Raw genomic sequence first — 24363 nt, forward strand, 5'->3', positions numbered from 1 at the left:
GTCCCCCCTTATTTACCAGTTTTTATCTTTCTATCAGCTTCATGCCACATGTCCCTGACATCTTCTATTAAAGGAAGTACTTTATCTATTATTTTTACATCCTTTTTTATATTCGCTTTTATAAGTTCATTTTTTATAAATTCATACACTTCATATAAATCTTGCATATAGCTACCTGCATCTTTATCCATAGTTATCATAAGTTCTAAAAATATATCTTGAACTCTAACTAATTCTTTATGCGCTCTTGGCATATTTTTCTCTAATATAGCCAACCTCGCTATCTTTGTATATTTAACAGCTCCATCTACTAACATTAATAATAATTGTTCTTGTGATGCCATGTTTACTGAATTTTGCTTATATGTATTATACGGATTTGATGTATACATTTTTTCTCCCTCGCTCGTTTACTTAAATAACTTTAAAATATCATCTTTATTTGTTATAGCTTTTGAATTTTCATCTTTAACGTTATCATATACTTCTTTTCTAAGTATAATCTTGTCCTTAGGTGCGTCTATTGCTATCTTTATGCTTCCATCTTCGATTTTCGTTATTTTTATTTCTATGTCATCCCCTATTAATAGAGATTCACCTTTTTTCCTAGTAATTACTAACATGTTCGTCACTCCCTGTTAAAGGTTCTTTTATGTTGTATTTATCATCTTGTAATATTAATTGCTTCCCTTTATTATTTTTTATGTTTATTATTATAGGAGCTTTTAAGTTAACTGTACTTTTTTCTAATGTTTTTCCTAATGTTATCAAGTTTAAAATTAATACATCTTTAGGGTTTTCTATCTTTAATTCATTTATTGTTTCGTCTTTTAAATTCACTTCATAGTTTTTATCAACTTCAAAAGGAGATATAGCTATAAATCCTATATTTATATTTTCTTTACAATTTACCATTTTATATTTCGAATTTTCTTCTACATCACTTATTGTAAATATTTTATACTCTTCAAACCCAGGTATTCCTTTGTCAAATACGATTTCCATATTATCCTCCTAATTATCTTAGGTAATCAAGTATTGTTGGTTGTATTAACTTAGTTCCAACCTGAATAGATGCCTGATAAACCATTTCTGCTGATTTTAATTCTATAAATTTATTAACATGATCTACGTCTTGATCTAATGATAATACACCCTTCATATTCAATATATTTTCATCATTAAGTTCTTTCAACTTTTCAGCTGTACTTACCCTTACTCCAAGTGTTGTTCTTGTCTCAACAGAATGATTAAATAATCCATCCATATCCTCTTTTACAGACCCTAGTAATTCTTTTTTACTGTTTTCAACATCTGTCCCATTAGCTATATTATTCATAAGTTTTGATAAATTATTTATTTCACTAATGTAATCTTTACCATCATGTTCAAATATTTCTTTAGCTGAAACATTATAGTCTATGCTTATACCATCTGATATGTCGGCCTTCAAATCCTTTGAATTAGCATTTGCATTTAATTCTAATTTTACTGTTCCGTCTGCATTTTCTATTATCTTAACTGGTGGTTCATCAACACTATCTCCACCAAACATATATCTACCACCATGACTAGCATTTAGTATTTCTCCTAGTTCTTTGATTTTTTCATTCATTTCTGCGTTTATAGCTTTCATTTCATTTTCTGAATATGTACCGTTTCCGACCTTAAGTATAGATTCTTTAATATCACTAAGTGCTCTACCCACTTCTTCTAATGATGAATCTGTATTGTTCATCCACCCTACTGTTTCATCTATATTATAATTATATTTTTCAGTATATTTTATTTCATTATTTAAATTCATTATTTTAATAGCTTTATGCGGATCATCAGATATTCTATTTATTACTTTACCTGTATCAAGCTGCTTATTCATATTATCCATTCTTTGTAAATTTTGTTGTGTATCATACATATGATTTCTTATCATTGAAGAATTTGTTATTCTCATAATTACCTCCTTGGTTATCTTACTAGTCCATTTATTACTACATCTAATAGAGAGTCTATAGTTGATACAACCTTAGCACTTGCATTATATGCATGTTGAAATTGTATTAAGTTAACCATTTCCTCATCTAGTGACACTCCAGACACATTTGATCTTGCGTTGTCTATTTCTTTTAATATTTTACTTTGATTTTTTTCATTTCTTCTTACTTCTTGTGTTTCATTTCCTAGTTTTTGAATTATATTATTATAAAATTTATCTATTGTTGTATCTTCTCCGCCAATAGTAACTTTTTTATCTTTTAGCTTGTACATTTCTTGAGCTACATCTGTTGTTATTTTCAAGTCTGTAGTACCATCTAATATGTCATCCTTTAATTTTAATATTGGATCTCCACTAGCATCATACTCAAACAAATCAATTCCTAATGTGTCATTTACTGACTTTGATATGCCTTCAGCTAATTCCTTTACATCTCCTACATATTCTTTTATTTTATCTATCATATCTAAAGAACCTTTTACTTCTCCAGATATATTTGGTATAGCTTTTAATTCATCTACTGTAACATCTCCACCATTTTCTATTTTATCTTTTAGTAGCGTTTTTACATCCTCATTTTGTATATTCATTTTAAAACTAAGTTCATCTAATATTTTATCCTTTTCATCTAATAAATCATTAGGGCTCTTTCCACTACCTTCAACTATTTTAATATGTTTTTCAAGGTCTCTTAATTGATTAATCATAGAATTAATATCACTGACGTCTTCGCCTATTTTTTTTTCTGCTTGCTCACCTAAGCTTTGTAACTTTTTAGTTATTTGGCTTATACTGTTAGCTAAATATTTACTATTTTGAATTACTATATCTTTTGACCCATTGTCATTTGGATTTTTTGATAATTCATGCCAACTTGTAAAGAAGTTATTTATAGATGCAGATATTCCAGTCTCTGATGGTTCGTTAAATATTGTTTCCATATTTGTATAGTGTTCATATTTAATACCAGTTTCTCCATAGTTATGAGATTCATTTCTATATTGAAAATCAGAAAATGTATTTCTTATTCTTATTATATCAGTTGCCTCTACACCTGTTCCTAATTGTCCAGCCCCCATACTACTGTTATATCCAGGGTAACTATATGCACTTTTTGCACTTTGTTCTACCCTTTGTCTTGAGTACCCAGGTGTATTCATGTTATTTATATTGTGTGAAGTTGTTTGTATTGATAATTGACTTACAGTCATTCCTGATTTTGCTGAGTGTAAACTTCCTAATAATCCCGCCATATATTTCCTCCCTATATTTATTTTCCTACTTGCCCATATGCATTGTATGTTCCTATACCTTTACCAGGCTTTATACAATTTATCATTTTTTTTGTAAAAAACAATCTCTGCTTTATAAGTAGATCATTTGATTCTTTTTGTATTTCTATCATTTTTAAATGATTTTTTATTTCTATATATGCTTGTTTTATATTTTCATCATTGCAATTTTCTATAGTTTCTTTTATGCTACTTTCACTCCCCATTATGCTTCTTCTTTTTATTTCTGTAGTTGCAAGTTCCTTCGCTGTACTATCTAATTCCTGTGCTATTTTATCTATTTTCATAATATCTTTATTTATAATTAGTTCGTGCTGTTCATCTAATAATTCAAGTAATTTTTTCAATATAGTTTTTTCTTGGTATATTACTACCTTTAGTTCTGGGCTCAATTATTTATCTCCCCTCATACTTTCTATTATTTTTTTTGCTAAAGATTTTGAATCAACTTTATATGTTCCATTTTCTATTTTAGTTTTTATTTCATTTATTTTATCTATACTAACATCTTCTTTATTGGTATTTAATTTATTTAATTGCTTTCCTAATTCTGATATTTCAACGCTATCCACTATTTTATTGTTTACAGGTTTTGCTTGTACTTTATTATTTTTATACATATTTTCAATTCCTCTAAAGTTAACTGAAGTTATATTCATTGACATACCTCCTTAATATTAAGCTTAGTGTTTTGTATTATAAATTAGATTTTAGTTCTCTCCATCTATATTTTTTATTTTTGACAATCTTATCGCTAACTTATTATCTAATATTATACTTTCTCCACTTGCTATTATAGTTCCATTTATATTTATATCTAAAGCTTCTTCTAAACTTTTATCTAGCGTTATTACATCACCAATTTTTAAGTTCACTATTTTATCTATAGTTGCTTTTGTTTCCCCCATAGATACGGTTATATCCATTTGTGAATTCATTATATCTGACATAGCATCTACATTTTCTTTTTCGCCTTCCACTAGCTGTTCCAATTGTATTTCATATATTTCATCTACACTTTGTGCCAAGTTCATTTTTATTCCTCCCTACATGTATATATCTATTAAAAGTCCATTTATTTCATCTATCTTAGCTGCAATATCGATATTTTCTTTTTGATCATATATTAATTCTTTTGTTACTTGTTCTAATTTTTCATTAACTGTTTTTACTGTAGTAAAATAGTTTCTATCCCAAAAGCTATCCTTTTTGTTTAATGTATAAACATAATCTACTATTGATTTTAAGTATCCTTTTATAACCTGTTTATACTTTATAACATCAGTATAGTTTTGAGTTGCTACTAATTTTTTTCCTGTTTCTCTTATTTCATTTACATATATATCTAACTCTTCTTTTGTTTTTGATTTGTTAGTTTGATTAAAACTATCACTAAAATCTAATTTATTTTTTGTGTTTTTAGTTTCTATATTTAACCCTGTGCTTAATCCTATGTTTTGTACTTTCATATTTAACCTCTATAATATTATCTTTTTTCTATTTCACTCTTTTATTAATACTACGGCTATATTTTACACTACTTGAGTTATAATTTATGTATTATCATTTTTTATTATTGTTGATAAATTTTCTAAATTCATAGGCTTATAACAGTAATAACCTTGAACTAAATCACAACCCATATTTTTTAGTATTACATATTCAGATTTCTGTTCTACACCTTCGGCTACAACCGATGTATCTGTTGTATGAATCATACTAATTAGACTTTGTATAAACATGGGATTATTACTGAGGTATTCTACTAATGATTTGTCTATTTTTATTTCATCTACATTGTAGTTCTTTATATAGTCAATGGAATTGAACCCTTTCCCAAAATCATCTATAGATACCTTTATACCTGTATCTTTTATTTCTTTTAATATGTCCTGTATTCTATCTATATCTTCCATATTTTCATTTTCTGTTATTTCAAGGTTTAATAGGCTATATTCAAACCCCACTTGTTTCAATATGTTCTCTAGTTTTTCCAAGAATCTTTCATCTTCGAGCTGATAAGGTGATATATTTACAGATAAATCTATTTTTGTATTTAATACTTTATTTATTTGCTTTATATCTTCACAAGCTTTTTTTATAATCCAGGCACCTAGCTTATTTATATATCCACATTTTTCTGTAAATCCAATTAATTTTTCAGGTGTTATATATCCATGTTCTTTATTAAACCATCGTATTAAGGCTTCTACACCTCTTATTTCACCAGTTTTAGCATCAACTTTAGGTTGATAATATAAAGTCATTTCACCATTTTCAATTGCTTTTTCAATAGCAGCTATATTTATATAAGTTTCATACTTCTCATTATATATCACATACCTATTTATACCTTTTCTAATTGCGTCTGACATAGATATTTCTAATTTATTCATACAATCTTCCAAATTAAAATCATCTTCTTTATATATAATTGAGGCAATATTACATGATATACTTATATTTTCTTCGTGCTGTTTTATACTTGAAGATATTAAAAGTACATCCTTTATCATTTGATGTATATAATTAATATCAGTATTTTCTGTATATATAGCAAAATTCATTGGTGATAATCTACCTACAATTAAGTCACTACGCATATTTTCAAATTTTTTAGCCATATACTTTATTACTTCATCACCTTGTTTTACACCATATTGCAAATTCACAAAATTAATTCCCATAATTTTAATTTTTATTAAAGTCCCATTATTCTTTGTACGTAAAGAATAAAAAAAGTAATTTCTATTGTATAAGCCTGTAAATTTATCTCTTTTATTTATTTTAATCTTTAAATTTGATATTAGGAATCTATATTTTTCATTTTTATTTAATAATTTTTCATTGAAATGCATATATATATGTCTCCCCACGTTTTTTTCTATTCCTTATTTCTTAATTTTATTTTATCGTTCTAGTCAATTATTTTGTACGTACACTTATAAGTTTTCTTTAATTTAAATCATTTTATTTTTTGATGAATATATTTTTAATTATATATATATACTTTTATATATAGCGGTGTTTATTAAAGGACTCTTTAAATTATTGGAGAATTATATATTTTAGGTATAATTTTCAATTTTTAAAATTTTAATGATATTTGCTATGATTCGATTTTTTTTAAGGAGATGCTATGCTTAATTTAACTATATGTTGTGATACACCTAATCAAGTAAATACTTTGGATGGTTATTTGATGAAATTTTCTTCCTCTCATGACTTTAACTATAAGCTTTCTAAGTTTAAATCTTTTAATGATTTAACTAATAAGCCCCCTCTAAATATAGACATTTTATTACTCAGTATTAATTTAAATAGTAAACAGGATACCTTTAACATTTATAAAAAGCTTAAATCTTTATACGATGATATTCAAATAATCTTCATACCCGAATTAGTAGATTTTGTTCTTAATGGATTTTATCTGAAAGATTTTAGATGTATTCTAAAGCCTTTAAAATATTCAGCTTTTGAAGATGAACTTTTGGATTGTCTTGATTATTTAATGACTACAGATAACCATATTGAAAAAACACAATTTAATAACAATACACTTCATGTGTTAAACGGATTATCTTCAGCATCAATTTTATTTATAGAGTCTATAGGTAAAAACTGTATTGCTTATACTAGCAATATTTTTGTTGAAATTCCTAATAGCATTGATATATTAGAAAAAAGCCTGTGTTCCTCTACATTTTTCAGATGTCATCATAATTATTTAATTAATATAAAAAAAATAAGTAAGTTAAATACAGATTCCGTTATTATAAATTCTAAAGCAATTCCAGTAGATAAAAAAAAGTTTAATTTATTAAAAACTAAATTATTAGTTATGCTTAAAATAATATAAAAAAGTATTCATTTGAATACTTTTTTATATTATTTTATTAACTGTTTTATGCTTTATAATATTTCATTACTTTCGGAACATAATTTTGTGTTTCTCTTGGCATTTTATATATATGTTCCATAGATTTAACCCCTCTTTTTGCCATTCTAGTTGGGCCACCATTATAAGCCATAAGTGCCATTTCTACATCTCCATTATATTTATCTAGATATTCTTTTATATGTCTTGTTCCACCATCTATGTTTTGCTCTATATTAAGTGGATCTTTAACATTTAAATCCCTACAGTTTTCAGGCATAAGTTGCATTAATCCTTTTGCACCTGCTGATGATACACAATTCGGATTGAAATTTGATTCAACCTTTATTATAGATTTTATTAAATTTTCATCTACTCCATATTTTTTAGAGGCTATGCTAACAGCTTCGTCTATCCTTTTATTGGTGTCAGGATTTTTTGACGTTGACTGTATTTTATTTGAATTTTGAATACTATTTTGCGTCTTTAAACTTAATTCTTCATTATCTTTTTTATTTTCTTGATTTGTAATGTTTATATTTACAGTATTATTTCCATTGTTCTGTGCAATTGCTTTTAATAAGCTTATCATTATCATATCAAAAACACCGCTATCAGATTTACACTCACAATTACTTGTGCTTCCTGCTGATAGTTTAGATGTCATTTCTAATAATTGCATTCTATCAATCATTTTTTCTCACCTCGAATAGTTTATTACTCTAATTATACGGATGGCTATTTTATAACTTTATAAATATAATAATTTCTAAATTAATTTATTTATGCAAATAAAAAATGAACTCTAATTATTAGAGTTCATTTTTTATATTATATCAATTATATTATAAAGCTAATTCAAGATATCCGCTTGGATGGAAGTAGTAGATATTTGCAGTATTTTTATCAACGAAAAATCCTAAGTCTGTATCATAGTCTGGTAAAAATACATATCCACTTAATCCTCTTTGAGCTAATACGTTAAATGTATTTTCATCACCTTGGTATGCATAATTTGCATCTTTTTTGTACATTTGTAATAACTCTTTAGCTTGCTGTTGGCTTAATACATCTATAACTTTAACAGTATTTTGTTCTACTGTTTCTTCTTTTTTATTATTTTCAACAACTGGTGTTTCTTCTTTCTTTATTACTTCATTTTTTATTGTTTCTTCTTTTATTTGTGGTTTTGTAACTTCATCTTTTACTTTTTGTTTTACTACTTCGTTTTTTGTTTCTAATTTTGTTGTCTCATTTTTCACTTCAACTTTTGGTATATTTGGTTTTACTACTTCTTCTTTATTTACTCTATCAACTTTTAACTCATTATTTGGCATTGTTTGTTTATTAGTAGTTTTATCTATATTTTCAACTAATGCTGATTCTGGTTTATCATTTGTACCTTGTGCAAATATTGTGCTTGTAATAGGACTTATAAATAATAATCCTCCACATAATACTGATAATGTTTTTATTGCTCTTTTCATGTTCATCCCATCCTCTACTAGTAATATTTATGTATAATTTCATTTACTTACTTTTATATACTATGTTGCTTAGTTTTGTTTTATCTCTTCTATGATTTAATATTATCATATAGGGGTTATATATAACAGTTACACCAATGTTACTTTAGATTACAAATTCGTAAACTAAGTTACAGCGATGTTACTCTTTTGCTTTAATGTTAAAGTCTTAAATCAATAAATGATTTTTATTTTTTTTAAATTTCATTTCTTTTATTAAGCACTAATCATGTACAAGCATCATTTTATTAACACTTTCATTTAAAATGCAATATTAAGTTAGTATTTTTTGCAAGGTCAGTATATTTGTTTTATACGTTAAAATGCAAGTTTATTTTTCACTCTTGCATTTTGTATTATTTCCATGTTATTATTTAAATATTAAATAACAACATTTTAATTCGAGGTGGGTATATGAAAAAAAAATTAGGACTAACTAGTAAAATCTTTATAGGTATACTTCTAGGGGCGATTTTAGGAATAACATTAAAATGCCTTCCTGACAGTACCTTTAAAAATGCAATCTTATTAGATGGAGCATTAAAAATCATGGGAAGTGGCTTTATAAATGCTATAAAAATGTTAGTAGTACCATTAGTATTCGTTTCATTGGTATGTGGTTCTTCTTCTATGGGCGACGTTAAAAAACTTAGTAGAATAGGAGTTAAAACTTTAGGTTTTTACCTAATAACTACTGCTGTTGCAATAACTTTAGCTCTTATAGTTGGTAAATTAGTAAATCCAGGTGTCGGACTTGATATGTCTAGTTTAATGACCCAAGCACCAACTATAGGTGAAAGTAAGTCATTTGTAGAAATAATCCTTGCAATGATACCATCAAACCCTATTCAATCATTAGCAAGCGGTGATATGCTTCAAATAATTATATTCTCTCTATTGCTTGGTGTATCTATTAGTGTTGTTGGTGAAAAAGCACAACCAATAAAGAATTTATTTGAATCAGCTAATGAAATATGTATGAAGATGGTTAGTATAATAATGCTATTAGCTCCTTATGGTGTCTTTGCTTTAATAACAAATACTTTTGCTACGACTGGCTTTGATGCTATATTCTCATTACTTAAGTACATGTTTTGTGTGTCTTTTGCTTTAGTTTTACAAGCATTCATAGTTTATTCAGGTATGGTTAGATTTTCTACAGGCCTTAAATTAAAACCTTTCTTTAAGAAATTTGCAAGTGTAGCTGCTGTAACATTCTCTACCGCTTCAAGTAACGCTGCTCTTCCTTTAACGATTGAGACTATGGAAGAATTAGGAGTTGATAACTCTGTTGCTTCATTTACACTTCCATTAGGTGCTACTGTTAATATGGATGGTACTGCTATAATGCAAGGCGTTGCTTGTATATTTATATCTCAAGTGTACGGTATTGATTTAAGTATAAATGAATTACTTACAATTATTTTAACAGCTACTTTAGCATCTGTTGGTACTGCTGGTGTTCCAGGGGTTGGTATGATAACTTTATCTATGGTCTTAACTTCTGTTGGACTTCCTATAGAGGGAATTGGTTTAATAATGGGTGTTGATAGACTACTAGATATGGCTAGAACTACTGTTAATGTTATGGGGGATTGTGCTTGTACATTAGTTGTTAGTAACATGGAAGGCGAATTAGATAAATCTATGTATTATGGAGAAACTGCTAAAATAGCTTCTTAGACTTTAATTATATATATAAAAATAAAACATCCAATTGGATGTTTTATTTATTAACTATTCTTTTATAATTTTTATAGGTCATTACAAAATAAACTGTATAAACTAATAATATAGTACCTATTACAAATATATTATTTCCTACCGTATCATAATCTCCAAATATTGCTACAACATTGTTTGCCACTTTTATCCCAAAAATACTATGAACTAAAGCTAAAGATATAGGAAGAATAAAATATAGTAAAACTTGTATAAATATAGATTTATTTATCATAGTAGTACTTACTCCAAGTTTTTTTAATACCTTATATCTACCCAAACTTTCATTAGCTCCTGATAATTGGCTAAGGGCAAGTACTGCTGCACTTGATATTAAAAATACTACCCCTATATAAATTCCTACGTATAAAAATACGCTTGATATTCCCATATTATTTTCAAAAGCCATAGTTCTACTATATGGACTTATCCCTAATTCATCATATTGTTTTGAATCTTTTTCTAAATGTTCAAACTCATTTACTATCTTGTTCTCTATATCTTCTTTATTTCCATTATAGTTCAAACTTACATAATTCCTTATTTCATTAAAATTTTCAACATACTTATCATCAATTACAAATACTACAAAGTTCATACCCATAACTCCTGTTTCTATTGGCATACATTCATAGTTTTTGCAGATTTTAAAATCTTCTTTATCTATTCTTATATTGTCATTTTCTTTTATATATTCTTCAATTGCAGGTTTTAGTTGATTCATATCCGTTAACAAAACAACTTCTTTTTCTTTTATTTGTACTTTTTCTTTTCCCTGCATTTCTCTTAATTTATTATAAGAAGATAATTTCATTATAGGATTATTAAACTTTTCCAAAATTTTCATTTGTTGTTTTAAAAAATTATCATTTGTATCTTTAAACATACTTGAAAATTCAACTTTCGAATCATATAAATTATAGTTTACAAATTCATCACTGTACTTATTTATATCCATACCTAGACCTTTTAAGCTGTCATTCAAATCTTTATCATTTACATCTTTCTCATCATTTACATCCTTTGTAATTGTCATATCATATGGTGTTTGAATTTTTGATGTCTTTTCAATAGCATTTTTTATACTAATTGCTGATGAGGACATACCTATTGCTACAAATAACATTATGCATATAATACTCAAAGATATATAATGAGTATTTATTTTGCTGTTTAACTGTCTAAGTGTAAATGCATTAAGATTTTTCAAATAATAATTTTTACTACTCTGAGTAGCTTTTATCAAAAACCCTGCTAAAGCTCTAAAAAATAGAAAAGTTCCAACGATACCTAAAGCTATAGAAATTTTGAATTTGTTATTTGATATGTTAATTAATTGATTTTCTAATATCAATTTATAAGCAATACTTAGACATATTATTGATATTACAAACAAAAATACAGATAAGATCAAATTATTTGTTTTTAGTTTTTCATTGTTCTTTCCACTGTTTATTAAATCTATCAAATTATATTTAGATAGAACTTTAAAATTTAAAAGCATTACTAGGATAAACGTTATTCCAAAGTAAAGTATACTTTTGAAAGCAGACTCTTTTGAAAATACAAATTTATATTTAGTCATGTTCACTTCAAACATACTAGCTGTTACGCTTGCGAGCCCTTGGGATAAAAATGTACCTATAAATATCCCAACTGCTAAAGATAAAATTCCTATTATTAATGTTTCATAAAATAGCATAAATGATATTTTATTTTTACTAATCCCCAAAGTCATATAAATCCCAAATTCTTTATTTCTCCTTTTTATAATAAAGTTATTTGCATATATAATTAAAAATCCCAAAACAAAAGATACAAAAACAGATACAGCAGATATAGTTTTTGATATTAACTCTACATATGATTTTTTATTTTGTGACAAATCCATCATTATTGTTTGAGATTCTAATGAGTTAAATATATAAAATATACAAACCCCTAACGCCAAAGTTAAAAAATATATACTATAGTCTTTCATACTTCTTTTTACATTTCTATATGATAACTTAAATAACATTCTCAGAGTCACCTCCAAGAAGCGTAACTACTTCTATTATTCTTTTAAAGAATTCTTTTCTATCGTCCTTACCTCTTATAAGTTCATTGAAAATCTTTCCATCTTTTATAAATAATATCCTTTTACAATAACTTGCTGTAAAAGCATCATGCGTTACCATCATTATAGTAGAGTTCATACTTTCATTTAAGCTAACTAAGCTTTCAAGCAACACTCTTGCTGATTTAGAATCAAGAGATCCAGTTGGTTCATCTGCAAGTATTAAAGATGGCTTAGTTATTATTGCTCTTGCTGATGCTACTCTTTGCTTTTGACCACCTGATATTTCATAAGGAAATTTATTTAATATATCTGATATACCTAAGTTATTTGCTACTACTTTTGCTCTTTGGTCTATTTCATTTCCCTTTACTCCTATTACAGATAGTGCTAATGATATATTTTCATATACTGTTAATGTATCTAATAAATTAAAGTCTTGAAATATAAATCCTAAATGTTCTCTTCTGAATTTTTCTATATTTTTTCTAGATAAAGTTGTTATATCTTTGTCTTCTATTTTAATAGACCCGGTTGTTACTTTATCTATTGTTGATATGCAGTTTAAGATAGTTGTCTTTCCACTTCCACTAGGCCCCATTATTCCAACAAACTCACCTTTTTCAACTTCAAAGGATATATTATTTATTGCCTTTGTTAGATTTTTTTTATTCCCATAATATTTTTCTATATTCTTTACTTTAAGAACTGTATTCATACTCTACCTCCACATTTGTTTTATACTTATATCTTATAGGTTTTAGAGGTTTTAATTAATAACTAAACCTTACACTAAACTTACGATAATGTAAGTTTTAGTTATATGTTTGTCATATTATTTTTTGGAAATTTAATTTTAACTATTGTTTTTTCATTTATTGTAGATTCTATGCTCAATCCTAGATACATTTTATCACTTAATTTTTTAGAAATATAAAGACCCATCCCAGTAGATTTTTTTAATTTCCTACCATTTATACCTGTAAATCCTTTTTGAAAAACCTTTTTTAAATCCTTCTCATCTATCCCAATCCCATTGTCCTCTATAAATAGCTCTATGTCATTTTCATTTTGGTTAGTGTATATCTTAATTTTACTTCTTTTACTTTCTAATTTTTCATTTGTATTTGTTATATACTTTATAGAATTTGATATTATTTGGTTTAATATAAACTCTAACCATTTACTATCACAGTAAATTTTATTTTCAAAATCTACTATTTCTATTGCTATGTTTTTTTCTCTTATTAATTTTTTATTTCTTTTTATTGAGTTGTTTACACATTTTCTTAGATTAATTTCTTTTACAATATAGTCTTTTTCTAATTCATTTCCCTTTGAATAGTATAAAACTTGTTCTATAAAATCCTCGATTTTCTCTATCTCTTCTAACAAACTTAAGGTTTGTTCATTTTTATTGTTTTCTATTATTAGTTTGCTTGATGATATGGGTGTTTTTATTTCATGAACCCACATATCTATATATTCTTGATACTCTTGTTGAGAATGTATATATGTATTTACTTCTTCATTCATACTTTTATCTGTAATGCTTAATACTTCATAAAATATTTTGCCTTCTAAAAAGTCAGGGTTATCTATTAAAACTGATAATAAATATTTTTTATCTATTCCTTTTAAGATATTAACAACTTTATTATAATAACTAGCTTTTTTTATATATTCATGTGCCATTTCTATAGTAGTTAGCACTATCCATAATATTAATATAAAGTTTATAGTTATATTTTCCACTTGGAGTAAACTTAATATATAAATTATAAATACTAAAAATACCAATCTTAAAATTATAGATATCTGTTTATCTTTTATATAATTTTTCAAATTCATAGTTATGGCATTATATAGCCTATCCCCCTTCTTGTTTGTATATAGTCTTTACAATTCACTAGTTCTAATTTTTTTCTAAGTCTATTTATGTTAACAGTTAAGGTATTATCGTCTACAAACAAATCTAAATCCCATAAATAGTCCATTAAGTCTCCCCTTGATACTATTTTGCCTTGATGTTTCATTAAACAATTAAGTATTCTAAATTCATTTTTTGTTAAGTCTAATTCCTTATTATCAAAGCAAATACTATTTTTTGTTAAATCTAGTTCTAATTTTTTATATTTAAGGATTTCTATGGATGATTTGTTATACATTCTTTTTAATATAGAATTTATATGAGCAAGTAATATTTGAGTGTTATATGGCTTTGTTATAAAATCATCAGCACCTAGATTCATGCTCATAAGTTCGTCCATTTCCGTATCTCTACTTGTTACTACTATTATTGGTATATCTGATTTTTTTCTAATTTCTCTACATATATAGTATCCATCATATATAGGTAAATTTATATCTAATAGTAATAAATGCCCTTGTTGACTTAATGTATCTTCTATTATAGTTTCAAAGTCTGACAATACTATTACTTCATAATTATAATTAACTAAAAAATTCCTTAGTTCTTTTCTTATTTTTTCATCGTCTTCAATTATTATAATTTTTTTCAAATTTACTCCCCCTATTATATATCTCTCTTTATTTTACCACAAAAAAGGCATAGGCAATTTTGCCTATACCTTTATATCAAACTATTAAATGCTCATTATAATTTTAATGAAGCACCTTCCCAGTCTTTTATGAAATTTTCTATTCCTTTATCTGTTAAAGGATGCTTAATCATTTGGTTTATAACTTTAAGTGGTACTGTAGCTATGTCTGCACCTATTCTAGCAGCTTGTGCTACATGTATTGGGTTTCTTACACTTGCAACTATTATTTGAGTTTCTATACCATTTACATTAAATATATCTGATATTTCTTCTATTAATTCTAATCCATTTTGTCCTATATCATCAAGTCTTCCTACAAATGGACTTACATAAGTTGCTCCAGCTCTTGCAGCTAAAAGTGCTTGTCCTGAAGAGAATATTAAAGTTACATTAGTTTTTACACCTTTTGCTGATAATATTTTAGTAGCTTTTAATCCTTCAGCTGTCATAGGTAGTTTTATAACTATGTTTTTATGTATTTGTGCTAATTTAGCAGCTTCAGCTACCATACCTTCATGATTTAAACTTATTACTTCTGCACTTATTGGTCCATCTACTATTTCAGTTATTTCTTTAACTACTTCTATAAAATCTCTTCCTTCTTTAGCTATTAAAGATGGATTTGTAGTTACTCCACATATAACACCTAAATCATTTGCTTCTTTTATTTCTTCTATATTTGCTGTGTCTATAAAAAATCTCATTTTATAAATCTCCTCTAGTTTAATTATTTTATGTAATTATAAATTATTTTATTGTCTAACACTGGTTAGTGTTTGCTTATGCTTATTAAATTATTAATAATAAAGTTATATAACTTAGATTATTACTATACCATATTACATAATTATTTTCATGTTAGTTTATTATTTAACTTTTTTATTTGTGTATTTATAACTTTATTCTACATAAAATACAATATTCCTCTATCTCAATGCTATTTATACATAAAAATACATGTATCTTTATACTTTAAAGATACATGTATTTTACTATATGAATTTTATAGTTCCATTTTCTATTGAATCTAGTATTGCTAATGATTCTAGTTTAACGCCTTTATTTTCTAGAAGCGCTCTTCCATCTTGGAATCCTTTTTCTATTACGATTCCAACTCCAACTAAATTTGCATTAGCTTGGTCTACTAAATCTTTAAGTCCAAGTGCAGCTCTTCCGTTAGCTAGAAAATCATCTAAAACTAATATATTTTCACCTTCATTTAAATATTTTTTAGATACCTTAACGCTATATTCTTTAGCTTTAGTAAAAGAATATACCTTAGTTTCATAAACATCTTTATCTAAATTTTTAGACTCTGCTTTTTTGGCAAAAACTACTGGAACATTTCCAAAATGTTGTGATGCAATAGATGCTATAGCTATTCCAGATGCCTCTATTGTAAGTATTTTATCTATTTTTTTATTTTCAAATCTATTTTTAAATTCCTTACCTATTTCATTTAAGAATGCTACATCTAATTGATGATTTAAAAAATTATCTACTTTCAATATATCATTTCCTAAAACACAACCTTCTTTTAATATTTTATCTTGTAATGATTTCATTTATAATACCCTCCATTTTTCATATAAAAAACTCCTGTCTATTTCTAGACAGGAGTTTGTAAGTCAAATTCAAAGTATATATTTAAATAGTGTTACTGTATTCAAACGATACCTTATAAACTCCTGTAGTCAAGCAATTTACGGCAGCTTGGTAGAAACGTTTGATCCATATTATCAAAAATATACAGGTAATTATATTAATTATTTCCTATAAGTATATATTACCCTTATATTTTATTCAACAAATATTTTTTCTATTTAGCAGTATATCCAGCTTTTAATAATATGTCTACTGCAATCTTGCCTTTAGCATCATTTACTAAAACTATAGGTCCCGTGCATCCCATTCCACTTTCTGCATATACTCCATTTTTCCATAATTCTTTAACTGCATCTTCTAAGTCCATTATATCTACTCCAGATATTTGAGTTGTAACAACTTGTTTATCTGGCATTTTAATATCTTCACTAACTTTTGCTTCTTTTTTAGTAACACTTTCAATTATAGTGTCAAACTTAGATTTTTTAGCATTTATAAATTCCTCTTTAGCAATTTCACTAACATTTCCTTTTGCTACATCATACGCATATTTCAAAGCATTTGAAACTACAGGGCTTCCGGAAGCTCTTGATAATATAAGTATTTTTCTATTATAATCCTCACCTACTCCAGGTCCATATCCATATCCAATAGATTCATAGTCTCCTCCACTTGTAAATGAAGAAAATACCTTCATAAATATATTCCCACTTAAAGTATCACAAACCATAACATCTGGTGCTCCTACTAATAAGTCATTACCTCTCATTACACATCCACCATCTGCTCTTACAGACTCTGCAAACTCTAAATCGTACCCATTATCTTTTAACTCATTTAAGCATTTTTCAACTTGTCTAGCTCCGTCAACATTCAAAATCCCAACCTTAGGAGTCTTTATTCCTATACTTTTAGCTGTTGCAATTCCATAGATAGCATTTCTAACCATAGCCTCTATTCTATTAGTTGCACTAGTTCCTGTTGTTGTTGCTAGTATCATTTCTTTTCCTCTACCTGGTGTTATTACTCTACCAACTGTAGATACGCCTATAGGAAAATTATAGTGCATAGTTACACAAGAATCTATATAACCACTCTCCAATAATTCTTCCATTTTTGTGTGCATTTCTTTTTCATCATTAACTTCAATAACCTCAAGGTCAGTTTCTACTTTAGGTCCTATTAAAACTATATCAAATAAGTTAGATTTAGCAAAATGTGCTCCATTCACTAAGTTATCTACTCCATGTTCACTTCCAAGTGTAGTTAAACCTATTTTTATTTTTTTTGTAAATTGCCCACTTTCTATTGCATTAGCAATTTCTAGGAGAGTTTCACCTATTATCTTTTTAGCCATAATATTTTCCTCCTATTCCTCTATCATATCTAGTGCTAATTTTTTAAGAGACTGTGCTATTATTTTCTTTATTTCTTCCTTAGATACTGTGCTAGTCTCTTCACTTGCTCCGTTGTTTCTTTCTATTACAAATGATACCCCATCAAACAAGTTAGTCATTCTTCCTAAGAATAAACTTCCTTTTCCAACTATCATAGCTCTATTTTTATCCCCAGTACTTAAATCATTTATTGCAAACCCTATATATGGAACACCTGATGGTATATGTCCTTGAGTTGGTGCCCATCCTGGCAAGCCTTTATTAGCTACAAATTCTTTTAAATCTTTCTTTTCCATATCTCCACGCTTAACAGCAAGTGCCCCTATCATTTTATAATTAGCTTCTGGTACATCTCCTGCTCCTGCTGGTTTTGTTATATCTGGATTTTGCATTTCAACAGAGAATACATCCACATCTGTTATTTTTAAGTTTGCTCTATCAAGACCTGATGTTATAAGTGCTGTCATAACTGCCTGAGGAGAAGATCCGGTTCCAACATTATGTTTTCCTACTAAATCAGTTCTAATTATTGGATTAACTCCATCATTTTCTGATACAAGTATAGCAAATCCGCCTACTACATCTTCTAAAACTGGAAGGCCCTTTTTAATATGATCCTTTGCATTCATTCCAAGTTTTGCACTAGCACCACCTGCAACTACCACTACATTTTTATATATACCTGATTTTACAAGTGCTGCTGCTTGAATTAATGCATGAGTTGGAGCTGCACAAAATCCTCTAGTATCTGAACCTGTAGCATTATTAAAACCGGCTATCTCTGCTATAGATTTCGCAAAGTTTCCTCCACCTCTTTGATTTATATCTCCACAAGCTTCTTCTGAACACTCTATAACATAGTCTATATCCAGTGCGTTTATTTTACTACTTCTTAATAAATGTACACATGATAACACTCCAGATGCCTTAACTACTAAATTTTCCAGCATAGTGTGTGCATTTAAATTTAAGTCTACATCATGTGCTCTTTTTATATACCCAACAAGTTTCCCTTCATGGTATAACGCTTCTGCTATATGAGTATTTATTAACTCTAAACCGTCTTCTATATTATCACCCTTTAACTTTCCTACAAATGCAGATAATTCAGGGTAGTTATTTTCAATTTTAGTTTTTACTATGCTTACAAACGCTTCACTTAATTTTACTAAGTCAAAAGCATCGCACATTTGCATTAAAGCGAAAAATTCATCTTGAGGCATTATTTCGCCTAGCTTTCCTAATCTAGTTCCTCCTGTTTTTTCATTACACCAAGGCATAGTTAGGTTTTTTAATTCTTCTGGTCTATTACTTCCTATGTATACTTGATTTGGCATGTAATTAACTACATCGTTATAACTTCTTATATGATTACTTATTTCTTTTAAAAAATCCGAATCTGGATTTGTAGCTCTTTCAACATTACAAGTACTCCCATTTTGTACTATCATATCTGGAGTATGTACAAGTATGTAACTTGCACCTTTTAATACTGGATAACTCATAAACGCACCCCCAATAATTTTTTAGATATATCCAACACCATAATCTTAAAGAGGTGCTGGTTCATATACTCATTTTCACAAATAGATGGACCAAAAGCCCATCTATTTGTTTTTTATGTATTTAATTGATGTTGTATAACTTAAGCCATAGATTTAGGCTTTAGTATACTAGTATCTACTTTTTCAAATACTGTTTGATCCTCTACTTCTGTAAGTAAAGCTACTAACGCCTTTTCTACTAACCCCCTTCTTAATGCTTTTTCCTCAGCAGGATCAAGCGCAGGATTTCCAAGTGGATGAGGTATTGCTATAGTTGGAACTATTCTATTTGCACCAACTGTTAATGATATTGGAACTACTGTGCACATGTGAACCACAGGTACTTCAGTAACTCTTTCTATCTCTTTTACCATCGTTGCACCGCAACGAGTACAAGTGCCTCATGTAGAAGTTAATATAATAGCATCTACATTTGCTTCTTTTAATTTATTACCTATTTCATTTGCATATTTCTTTGCATTTGCAACTGACGTTCCATTTCCTGTAGTTGTATAGAATGTTTCGTGTAATTCTCTTATTACACCTTCTCTTACCAAATCTCTTAATACATCAACTGGTAAAACTCTATCTGCATCTAAGTTAGCGTATACTGGATCATATCCACCATGAGCAGTTTCATGCGAATCTTCAGTTAAATCATCAAATCCTACTAATGAGTATTCTCCATACTTAGAAGCTGAAGAAGATTCTATTCTATCAGGATTTCCTTTAGGAACTATTCCTCCTGAAGTAACTACTGCTATTTTTGCATTAGATAAATTTTTAAGTGCAGCGCTTGGTTCTACTCTATCAAACACAGGCATTGGATATTCAGTTACAAATTCCTCACCTTTGATTTTCTTAACCAGCATATCAACCGCTCTTTTAGATCCTTTTTCTTCATGGAAGAAGTTTACTCTAATACCTCTTTCTATGTATCCTTCTTCTTTAGGTGAACCTATTTTTTCACCACTAGCTAATTTTTTTGCAAATTTAACCATCTTAGGAAGTGCTTTTCTCATACCTGCTGCAGAATCTGATGTTTCTACTATATAGACATCCTTTTTAAACATATCTGCACCTGGATTTTCTATGTACATTCCAGTAAGTACAGGTATATTTAAGCTTTCTTGAACTACCTTAGTTATAGCACCTGCTGCAACCCCATATCTACCAGCATTAAAAGATGGACCCGCTATGAAAAATTGAGGATTAAATGATTTTATCATTCCTAGTACTTCAGCACTTGCACTATCTAAATTCTCATTAAAGTAAGTATCCCCACATACTACTGTTCCAACTACTTCCATGTCTTCCCCTAATAATTTATTAAGTTGGACACTTATTGGAGGTAAATTTTCTGCCACATGTGGCTTAGTATCAGCTTTTTCTTCTCCACCTATCCCAGCGAAGAACTGATTTATATAATGAACTACTCTTAGTTTTCCCATATATTTTTCACCCCTTTTTTGTTTAATTAAGCATTAAACTTACAGAATTGTTCTCTAACACTAGTCATTTCTTCTACTATTTCATCAACTTCAAGTACCATTTCCATCATACTTATTTGCTCTTCATAAACAGATGAATCAAATTCAGCTTTCATTTCTTCTTCTACAACATGATATACTCTAAGTCCTAATTCAACTCCAGCAAGTGGTCCGGCGAAAGTTGGATCACCAGCAGTTACTGTCTCAGCTGCAAGTCCAGCAGCTTCGGCTTCAGATGCACCTAATAAAACCACAAGATTGTCTGCTCCGTGTTTTTCACAAGCTTCTTTAACTCTCTTTTGGTTTTCTAAGTCCATAGCCCCTGCAGCCGTTCAGACAAAACATTCTGTTGAAGAAAATATTACTTCTGCTCCCTCTATACCTTTTATACACTCTTCTATCGCAGGTCCTGGTATACCGTCACGGTCACCTATTATAAGGACCTTTTTATTAGCAAGTATGCTCATAGTTATCCCCCTTAATTTATATACACTACTTAACTTATATTATTAATAAGTTACTGTAGATAATTTTCCAAATCCTGTTTCATTAGTAGCCCCAGTTATAACTTGTATTTCAGCTTCTATGCTTCCATCTTCTCTTAAACTTCCAGCAAATCCACCAGCTATAAAATCTACCACTTCTATATGGCCTAATATTTTATCCATCTTAGGAAGTACTATTAATTCATTAGCATTTCCACCTGTTACAACTGCATTAGCTAATACATCTGCATCTGCAAGTGATTGAGAACCTCCATCACGTCCTGCATATTCGTCAGTTACTATAACAGTTTTAACATTTTCACCTTCTATTTTTTTACAGTTCATTATTAAATCTGTATCTGGATTTCCAAATCCTTCTTGAGATACTATAACTGCATCTAATCCTAAATACTTACATAACTTAGCTGTCCAGTTAGAAGATCTTTCTTTATCTGCAAGGTATACGTTTTCATTAGTTATAATTACACCCACAAAATTTATTTCTTTTCCATGTTGTGCATATAAATCCTCTACTACAGAGTTGTTTATATGAACATAAGATGGATTTTTATCACATGCAGAAACACAGTTACCACTTACAATTGCCCCATCCATAAGTTCTGTTGGGTAAAGCATAGTTGGAACTATTTGCTTTGCATCTACTCCATACACATATGTATCGTGAAGTAATCCTTGAGTTTGAAGCATATATACATATCCTACTTTTGGAAGGTTTGGATATTCTGCTATGGACTCTAAAAGTGGCTTAGTTTCATAAGTTTTAACTTCATCAGGAGTTAAATCTCTAGCAGCTTCGCCTAAGTATGCTGCAGCTTTAAATCCTATCATTCTAACAGCTTTTTCATGATTATGTTGCTTTAAACCATCAACTGGTTCAGCTATGACTACTATATTGTTTAGTGTAGAAAATGGACAATAATCAGCACCAGGGCCTGTCATATCAATTATACCTTCTTGGAATCCTACTATTTTACCTGTAGTTACAACTGCACATCCAGAAAGTACATGCGTTTTACCTTCTCCTACTGTATCAACTTTGGAGATTATTCCCGGGAATATTCCACCCCTACCTTCAACCTTAACTCTTGGTTCTATAACGTCTTTTACTGGTGTTATTCTTACGCTTTCACCTGGGCGAACTAAATCTATATCTATAGATTTTATGTGCTCATCTCCACCAATTTCTTCAAGCATTTCTTCTTTATTAATGAATAATACTCCATCTTTTACCTCAGTAACATCAGCAAATTGAATATCTTTTATAAAGATTTTTCCTAACTCAAGACGCATACTGGCACCCCCAATTTTTTAATTATTAAATTTTTAACAATTTCTAACTAGCTTAATCCTCTAACTTTTACTACTTATTAGTATCATTTTATAAATTAAGCTAGTCATGTAAACTATATATAGATTTGAGATTTACCCAAATTTATAACAATATTAAATATACTTTTTAATCATCTGTTCTATGTTAGTTTTTGTAGCATCATCTTTTGTAACTTCATCTATTTTAGCACCATCTTTATATATAGCTATAGTTGGAAGACCTAGCACTTTTTCTTTTATAGCTAATCTTCTAGCTTTCGTAGTATCTAATTTACAAAACTTAAAATTATCATTGTACTCATTAGCTAATTCTTCAACTTCTGGAAGTAATGCTTTGCAAGGTTCGCATCCTTCACTCCAAAAATCTACTACTACTATACCTTCATGCTTTAAAACTTCTTCTTCAAAAGTGTTCTTATCTAAAACTACCATATTATAAATCCCCCTTTAGATTTTAATTAAACTCCCTTTTTGAAAATAATTTTTATGCGTTTGCTTCTGATAAATGACCTAGCTTATTTTCAATATATTTTTCAGCAGTTATTGTAGCTATAGCACCATCATTTGTAGCAGTTACTACTTGTCTTAATGCTTTAACTCTACAATCTCCAGCTGCAAATACGCCTTCTATATTAGTTCTCATTTCCTCATCTGTTATTATGTATCCTCTATTGTCCATATTTATTTTATCTTTAAATAAGCTTGTTTGCGGATCAAGGCCAATAAATACAAATACTCCCATTGTTCCATCTTCTTCATCGGCTTCATATTCTCTTAATTCACCAGTTACATTGTTTTTAAATACAACCTTTTCTAGTATTCCATCACCATGTAACTCTTTTATAGATGTATTGTACATAATTTCTATATCTTTATGGTCTATAGCTTTTTGAGCTATTGATTTAGCACATGTTAATTCTTCACTTATATTAACAATAGTTACTTTTCTAGCAAACTTAGTTAAAAACATACCTTCTTCAACTGCACTATTTCCTCCACCAACTGCAAATACTTCTAAATCCGTGAAAAAATCTCCATCACATGTTGCACAATAAGATACGCCTTTTCCTGTAAGTTCTTTTTCTCCTGGTACCCCTAGCTTTTTCGATGTTGCTCCTGTTGCTATTACAACAGCCTTACATCTATATTCTGATTTTTCTCCCCTTAATACTTTTATTTCTCCATCTATATTTACTTCTACAATATTATCTTTAATCATCTCTGCTCCAAAACTTTTGCATTGTTCAACCATTCTAGCTATTAATTTTGGCCCACTTGCATCTTCTACAGATCCTGGATAATTTGCTACATCATGTGTAGTAACTATCTGTCCACCAGTTTTTCCTTTTTCTAATATAAGAGTCTTAAGCTTTGCCCTAGCTCCATAAAGTCCTGCTGAAAGTCCTGCTGGTCCTGATCCTACTATGATTAAATCATATAAATTTTCCATTATTTT

Annotated in this window: 27 protein-coding genes and 1 riboswitch; of the genes, 2 read left to right on the forward strand and 25 right to left on the reverse strand. The window is 28.4% G+C overall.

The genetic code is table 11. The annotated features are described in order from the left end of the window. Nucleotides 1–8 precede the first annotated feature (8 nt). From fliS to QOZ84_RS04040, 10 genes are all read right to left on the reverse strand, one after another. Nucleotides 9–392, reverse strand: coding sequence for a flagellar export chaperone FliS (gene fliS / locus QOZ84_RS03995; protein WP_284131665.1), 384 nt, complete (start codon nucleotides 390–392; stop codon nucleotides 9–11). A gap of 18 nt (nucleotides 393–410) precedes the next feature. Next, the gene (gene csrA / locus QOZ84_RS04000) at nucleotides 411–623 is read right to left on the reverse strand and encodes a carbon storage regulator CsrA (protein WP_284131666.1); all 213 of its coding nucleotides are present in this window, start codon (nucleotides 621–623) and stop codon (nucleotides 411–413) included. Continuing rightward, the gene (fliW, locus tag QOZ84_RS04005; RefSeq protein WP_284131667.1) at nucleotides 607–1005 is read right to left on the reverse strand and encodes a flagellar assembly protein FliW; all 399 of its coding nucleotides are present in this window, start codon (nucleotides 1003–1005) and stop codon (nucleotides 607–609) included. The genes csrA and fliW overlap by 17 nt, the downstream gene beginning before the upstream one ends. Before the next feature lie 13 nt (nucleotides 1006–1018). Then, a complete protein-coding gene (gene flgL / locus QOZ84_RS04010) occupies nucleotides 1019–1954 on the reverse strand; it encodes a flagellar hook-associated protein FlgL (RefSeq protein ID WP_284131668.1) in 936 nt (311 codons plus the stop codon). A 14-nt stretch (nucleotides 1955–1968) separates the two neighbouring features. Then, on the reverse strand, nucleotides 1969–3249 hold the full coding sequence (flgK, locus tag QOZ84_RS04015) for a flagellar hook-associated protein FlgK (protein ID WP_284131669.1): 1281 nt from the start codon (nucleotides 3247–3249) through the stop codon (nucleotides 1969–1971). A gap of 17 nt (nucleotides 3250–3266) precedes the next feature. Further along, a complete protein-coding gene (gene flgN, locus QOZ84_RS04020; RefSeq protein WP_284131670.1) occupies nucleotides 3267–3680 on the reverse strand; it encodes a flagellar export chaperone FlgN in 414 nt (137 codons plus the stop codon). Continuing rightward, nucleotides 3681–3947 (reverse strand): flagellar biosynthesis anti-sigma factor FlgM, encoded by a 267-nt coding sequence (gene flgM / locus QOZ84_RS04025; protein ID WP_284131671.1) that lies wholly within the window; start codon nucleotides 3945–3947, stop codon nucleotides 3681–3683. Nucleotides 3948–3998: 51 nt separating this feature from the next. After that, nucleotides 3999–4322 carry a FliM/FliN family flagellar motor switch protein gene (locus QOZ84_RS04030; RefSeq protein ID WP_284131672.1) on the reverse strand — a complete coding sequence of 108 codons (324 nt, stop codon included), beginning with the start codon at nucleotides 4320–4322 and terminating at the stop codon, nucleotides 3999–4001. A 12-nt stretch (nucleotides 4323–4334) separates the two neighbouring features. Then, nucleotides 4335–4757 carry a YaaR family protein gene (locus tag QOZ84_RS04035; RefSeq protein WP_284131673.1) on the reverse strand — a complete coding sequence of 141 codons (423 nt, stop codon included), beginning with the start codon at nucleotides 4755–4757 and terminating at the stop codon, nucleotides 4335–4337. 84 nt (nucleotides 4758–4841) lie between these two features. Then, the gene (locus QOZ84_RS04040) at nucleotides 4842–6146 is read right to left on the reverse strand and encodes a GGDEF domain-containing phosphodiesterase (protein WP_284131674.1); all 1305 of its coding nucleotides are present in this window, start codon (nucleotides 6144–6146) and stop codon (nucleotides 4842–4844) included. Between the two features lie 281 nt (nucleotides 6147–6427). On the opposite strand from QOZ84_RS04040, the gene QOZ84_RS04045 reads away from it, so the two are divergent. Then, nucleotides 6428–7147 (forward strand): LytR/AlgR family response regulator transcription factor, encoded by a 720-nt coding sequence (locus QOZ84_RS04045; protein ID WP_284131675.1) that lies wholly within the window; start codon nucleotides 6428–6430, stop codon nucleotides 7145–7147. Between the two features lie 46 nt (nucleotides 7148–7193). On the opposite strand, the gene QOZ84_RS04050 is transcribed toward QOZ84_RS04045, so the two are convergent. Then, nucleotides 7194–7859, reverse strand: a complete 666-nt coding sequence (locus QOZ84_RS04050; RefSeq protein ID WP_284131676.1) for a lytic transglycosylase domain-containing protein — start codon at nucleotides 7857–7859, stop codon at nucleotides 7194–7196. A 151-nt stretch (nucleotides 7860–8010) separates the two neighbouring features. Next, nucleotides 8011–8652 (reverse strand): hypothetical protein, encoded by a 642-nt coding sequence (locus tag QOZ84_RS04055; RefSeq protein WP_284131677.1) that lies wholly within the window; start codon nucleotides 8650–8652, stop codon nucleotides 8011–8013. A 453-nt stretch (nucleotides 8653–9105) separates the two neighbouring features. On the opposite strand from QOZ84_RS04055, the gene QOZ84_RS04060 reads away from it, so the two are divergent. Then, entirely contained in the window at nucleotides 9106–10374 is a 1269-nt protein-coding gene (locus tag QOZ84_RS04060; RefSeq protein ID WP_284131678.1) for a dicarboxylate/amino acid:cation symporter, read from the forward strand. A gap of 43 nt (nucleotides 10375–10417) precedes the next feature. Here QOZ84_RS04060 and QOZ84_RS04065 read toward each other — a convergent pair whose 3' ends face one another. The 13 genes from QOZ84_RS04065 to trxB all read right to left on the reverse strand — a co-directional run bounded on the left by QOZ84_RS04065 (nucleotide 10418) and on the right by trxB (nucleotide 24357). Continuing rightward, nucleotides 10418–12433 carry an ABC transporter permease gene (locus QOZ84_RS04065; protein ID WP_284131679.1) on the reverse strand — a complete coding sequence of 672 codons (2016 nt, stop codon included), beginning with the start codon at nucleotides 12431–12433 and terminating at the stop codon, nucleotides 10418–10420. Continuing rightward, complete coding sequence (locus QOZ84_RS04070; protein ID WP_284131680.1) at nucleotides 12423–13190, reverse strand: ABC transporter ATP-binding protein; 768 nt, start codon at nucleotides 13188–13190, stop codon at nucleotides 12423–12425. Before QOZ84_RS04070 ends, QOZ84_RS04065 begins: the two co-directional genes overlap by 11 nt. A gap of 101 nt (nucleotides 13191–13291) precedes the next feature. Continuing rightward, on the reverse strand, nucleotides 13292–14227 hold the full coding sequence (locus QOZ84_RS04075; protein WP_284131681.1) for a sensor histidine kinase: 936 nt from the start codon (nucleotides 14225–14227) through the stop codon (nucleotides 13292–13294). Nucleotides 14228–14325: 98 nt separating this feature from the next. Next, entirely contained in the window at nucleotides 14326–14994 is a 669-nt protein-coding gene (locus QOZ84_RS04080) for a response regulator transcription factor (RefSeq protein ID WP_284131682.1), read from the reverse strand. 95 nt (nucleotides 14995–15089) lie between these two features. Then, on the reverse strand, nucleotides 15090–15740 hold the full coding sequence (gene fsa / locus QOZ84_RS04085) for a fructose-6-phosphate aldolase (protein ID WP_284131683.1): 651 nt from the start codon (nucleotides 15738–15740) through the stop codon (nucleotides 15090–15092). Nucleotides 15741–16028: 288 nt separating this feature from the next. Then, a complete protein-coding gene (locus QOZ84_RS04090; RefSeq protein WP_284131684.1) occupies nucleotides 16029–16601 on the reverse strand; it encodes a xanthine phosphoribosyltransferase in 573 nt (190 codons plus the stop codon). Nucleotides 16602–16707: 106 nt separating this feature from the next. Beyond that, a riboswitch (purine riboswitch) is annotated at nucleotides 16708–16809 on the reverse strand. A 46-nt stretch (nucleotides 16810–16855) separates the two neighbouring features. Further along, nucleotides 16856–17998: a glycine/sarcosine/betaine reductase complex component C subunit alpha gene (grdD, locus tag QOZ84_RS04095; protein ID WP_284131685.1), complete on the reverse strand. Its 1143-nt coding sequence runs from the start codon at nucleotides 17996–17998 to the stop codon at nucleotides 16856–16858. A gap of 12 nt (nucleotides 17999–18010) precedes the next feature. Next, a complete protein-coding gene (grdC, locus tag QOZ84_RS04100; protein WP_284131686.1) occupies nucleotides 18011–19543 on the reverse strand; it encodes a glycine/sarcosine/betaine reductase complex component C subunit beta in 1533 nt (510 codons plus the stop codon). Between the two features lie 140 nt (nucleotides 19544–19683). Beyond that, entirely contained in the window at nucleotides 19684–21033 is a 1350-nt protein-coding gene (grdB, locus tag QOZ84_RS04105) for a glycine reductase complex selenoprotein B (RefSeq protein ID WP_284131687.1), read from the reverse strand. A gap of 26 nt (nucleotides 21034–21059) precedes the next feature. Next, nucleotides 21060–21539, reverse strand: a complete 480-nt coding sequence (gene grdA / locus QOZ84_RS04110; RefSeq protein ID WP_082209645.1) for a glycine/sarcosine/betaine reductase complex selenoprotein A — start codon at nucleotides 21537–21539, stop codon at nucleotides 21060–21062. Between the two features lie 42 nt (nucleotides 21540–21581). Continuing rightward, nucleotides 21582–22868 carry a glycine/sarcosine/betaine reductase component B subunit gene (locus QOZ84_RS04115; protein ID WP_284131688.1) on the reverse strand — a complete coding sequence of 429 codons (1287 nt, stop codon included), beginning with the start codon at nucleotides 22866–22868 and terminating at the stop codon, nucleotides 21582–21584. A 153-nt stretch (nucleotides 22869–23021) separates the two neighbouring features. Beyond that, nucleotides 23022–23339 (reverse strand): thioredoxin TrxA, encoded by a 318-nt coding sequence (trxA, locus tag QOZ84_RS04120; RefSeq protein ID WP_026901830.1) that lies wholly within the window; start codon nucleotides 23337–23339, stop codon nucleotides 23022–23024. Nucleotides 23340–23391: 52 nt separating this feature from the next. Continuing rightward, a complete protein-coding gene (gene trxB / locus QOZ84_RS04125) occupies nucleotides 23392–24357 on the reverse strand; it encodes a thioredoxin-disulfide reductase (protein WP_284131689.1) in 966 nt (321 codons plus the stop codon). Between the last annotated feature and the right edge of the window lie 6 nt (nucleotides 24358–24363).

The sequence above is a fragment of the Romboutsia sedimentorum genome (assembly GCF_030131845.1).
Classification (GTDB): Bacteria; Bacillota; Clostridia; order Peptostreptococcales; family Peptostreptococcaceae; genus Romboutsia_D; species Romboutsia_D sedimentorum.

Excerpts from the sequence above, each read along its gene's own strand:
- fliS (WP_284131665.1), bottom strand. The coding sequence starts at position 392 with ATGTATACATCAAATCCGTATAATACATATAAGCAAAATTCAGTAAAC.
- csrA (WP_284131666.1), bottom strand. The coding sequence starts at position 623 with ATGTTAGTAATTACTAGGAAAAAAGGTGAATCTCTATTAATAGGGGAT.
- fliW (WP_284131667.1), bottom strand. The coding sequence starts at position 1,005 with ATGGAAATCGTATTTGACAAAGGAATACCTGGGTTTGAAGAGTATAAA.
- flgL (WP_284131668.1), bottom strand. The coding sequence starts at position 1,954 with ATGAGAATAACAAATTCTTCAATGATAAGAAATCATATGTATGATACA.
- flgK (WP_284131669.1), bottom strand. The coding sequence starts at position 3,249 with ATGGCGGGATTATTAGGAAGTTTACACTCAGCAAAATCAGGAATGACT.
- flgM (WP_284131671.1), bottom strand. The coding sequence starts at position 3,947 with ATGAATATAACTTCAGTTAACTTTAGAGGAATTGAAAATATGTATAAA.
- QOZ84_RS04030 (WP_284131672.1), bottom strand. The coding sequence starts at position 4,322 with ATGAACTTGGCACAAAGTGTAGATGAAATATATGAAATACAATTGGAA.
- QOZ84_RS04035 (WP_284131673.1), bottom strand. The coding sequence starts at position 4,757 with ATGAAAGTACAAAACATAGGATTAAGCACAGGGTTAAATATAGAAACT.
- QOZ84_RS04040 (WP_284131674.1), bottom strand. The coding sequence starts at position 6,146 with ATGCATTTCAATGAAAAATTATTAAATAAAAATGAAAAATATAGATTC.
- QOZ84_RS04045 (WP_284131675.1), top strand. The coding sequence starts at position 6,428 with ATGCTTAATTTAACTATATGTTGTGATACACCTAATCAAGTAAATACT.
- QOZ84_RS04050 (WP_284131676.1), bottom strand. The coding sequence starts at position 7,859 with ATGATTGATAGAATGCAATTATTAGAAATGACATCTAAACTATCAGCA.
- QOZ84_RS04055 (WP_284131677.1), bottom strand. The coding sequence starts at position 8,652 with ATGAAAAGAGCAATAAAAACATTATCAGTATTATGTGGAGGATTATTA.
- QOZ84_RS04060 (WP_284131678.1), top strand. The coding sequence starts at position 9,106 with ATGAAAAAAAAATTAGGACTAACTAGTAAAATCTTTATAGGTATACTT.
- QOZ84_RS04065 (WP_284131679.1), bottom strand. The coding sequence starts at position 12,433 with ATGTTATTTAAGTTATCATATAGAAATGTAAAAAGAAGTATGAAAGAC.
- QOZ84_RS04070 (WP_284131680.1), bottom strand. The coding sequence starts at position 13,190 with ATGAATACAGTTCTTAAAGTAAAGAATATAGAAAAATATTATGGGAAT.
- fsa (WP_284131683.1), bottom strand. The coding sequence starts at position 15,740 with ATGAGATTTTTTATAGACACAGCAAATATAGAAGAAATAAAAGAAGCA.
- QOZ84_RS04090 (WP_284131684.1), bottom strand. The coding sequence starts at position 16,601 with ATGAAATCATTACAAGATAAAATATTAAAAGAAGGTTGTGTTTTAGGA.
- grdD (WP_284131685.1), bottom strand. The coding sequence starts at position 17,998 with ATGGCTAAAAAGATAATAGGTGAAACTCTCCTAGAAATTGCTAATGCA.
- grdC (WP_284131686.1), bottom strand. The coding sequence starts at position 19,543 with ATGAGTTATCCAGTATTAAAAGGTGCAAGTTACATACTTGTACATACT.
- QOZ84_RS04115 (WP_284131688.1), bottom strand. The coding sequence starts at position 22,868 with ATGCGTCTTGAGTTAGGAAAAATCTTTATAAAAGATATTCAATTTGCT.
- trxA (WP_026901830.1), bottom strand. The coding sequence starts at position 23,339 with ATGGTAGTTTTAGATAAGAACACTTTTGAAGAAGAAGTTTTAAAGCAT.
- trxB (WP_284131689.1), bottom strand. The coding sequence starts at position 24,357 with ATGGAAAATTTATATGATTTAATCATAGTAGGATCAGGACCAGCAGGA.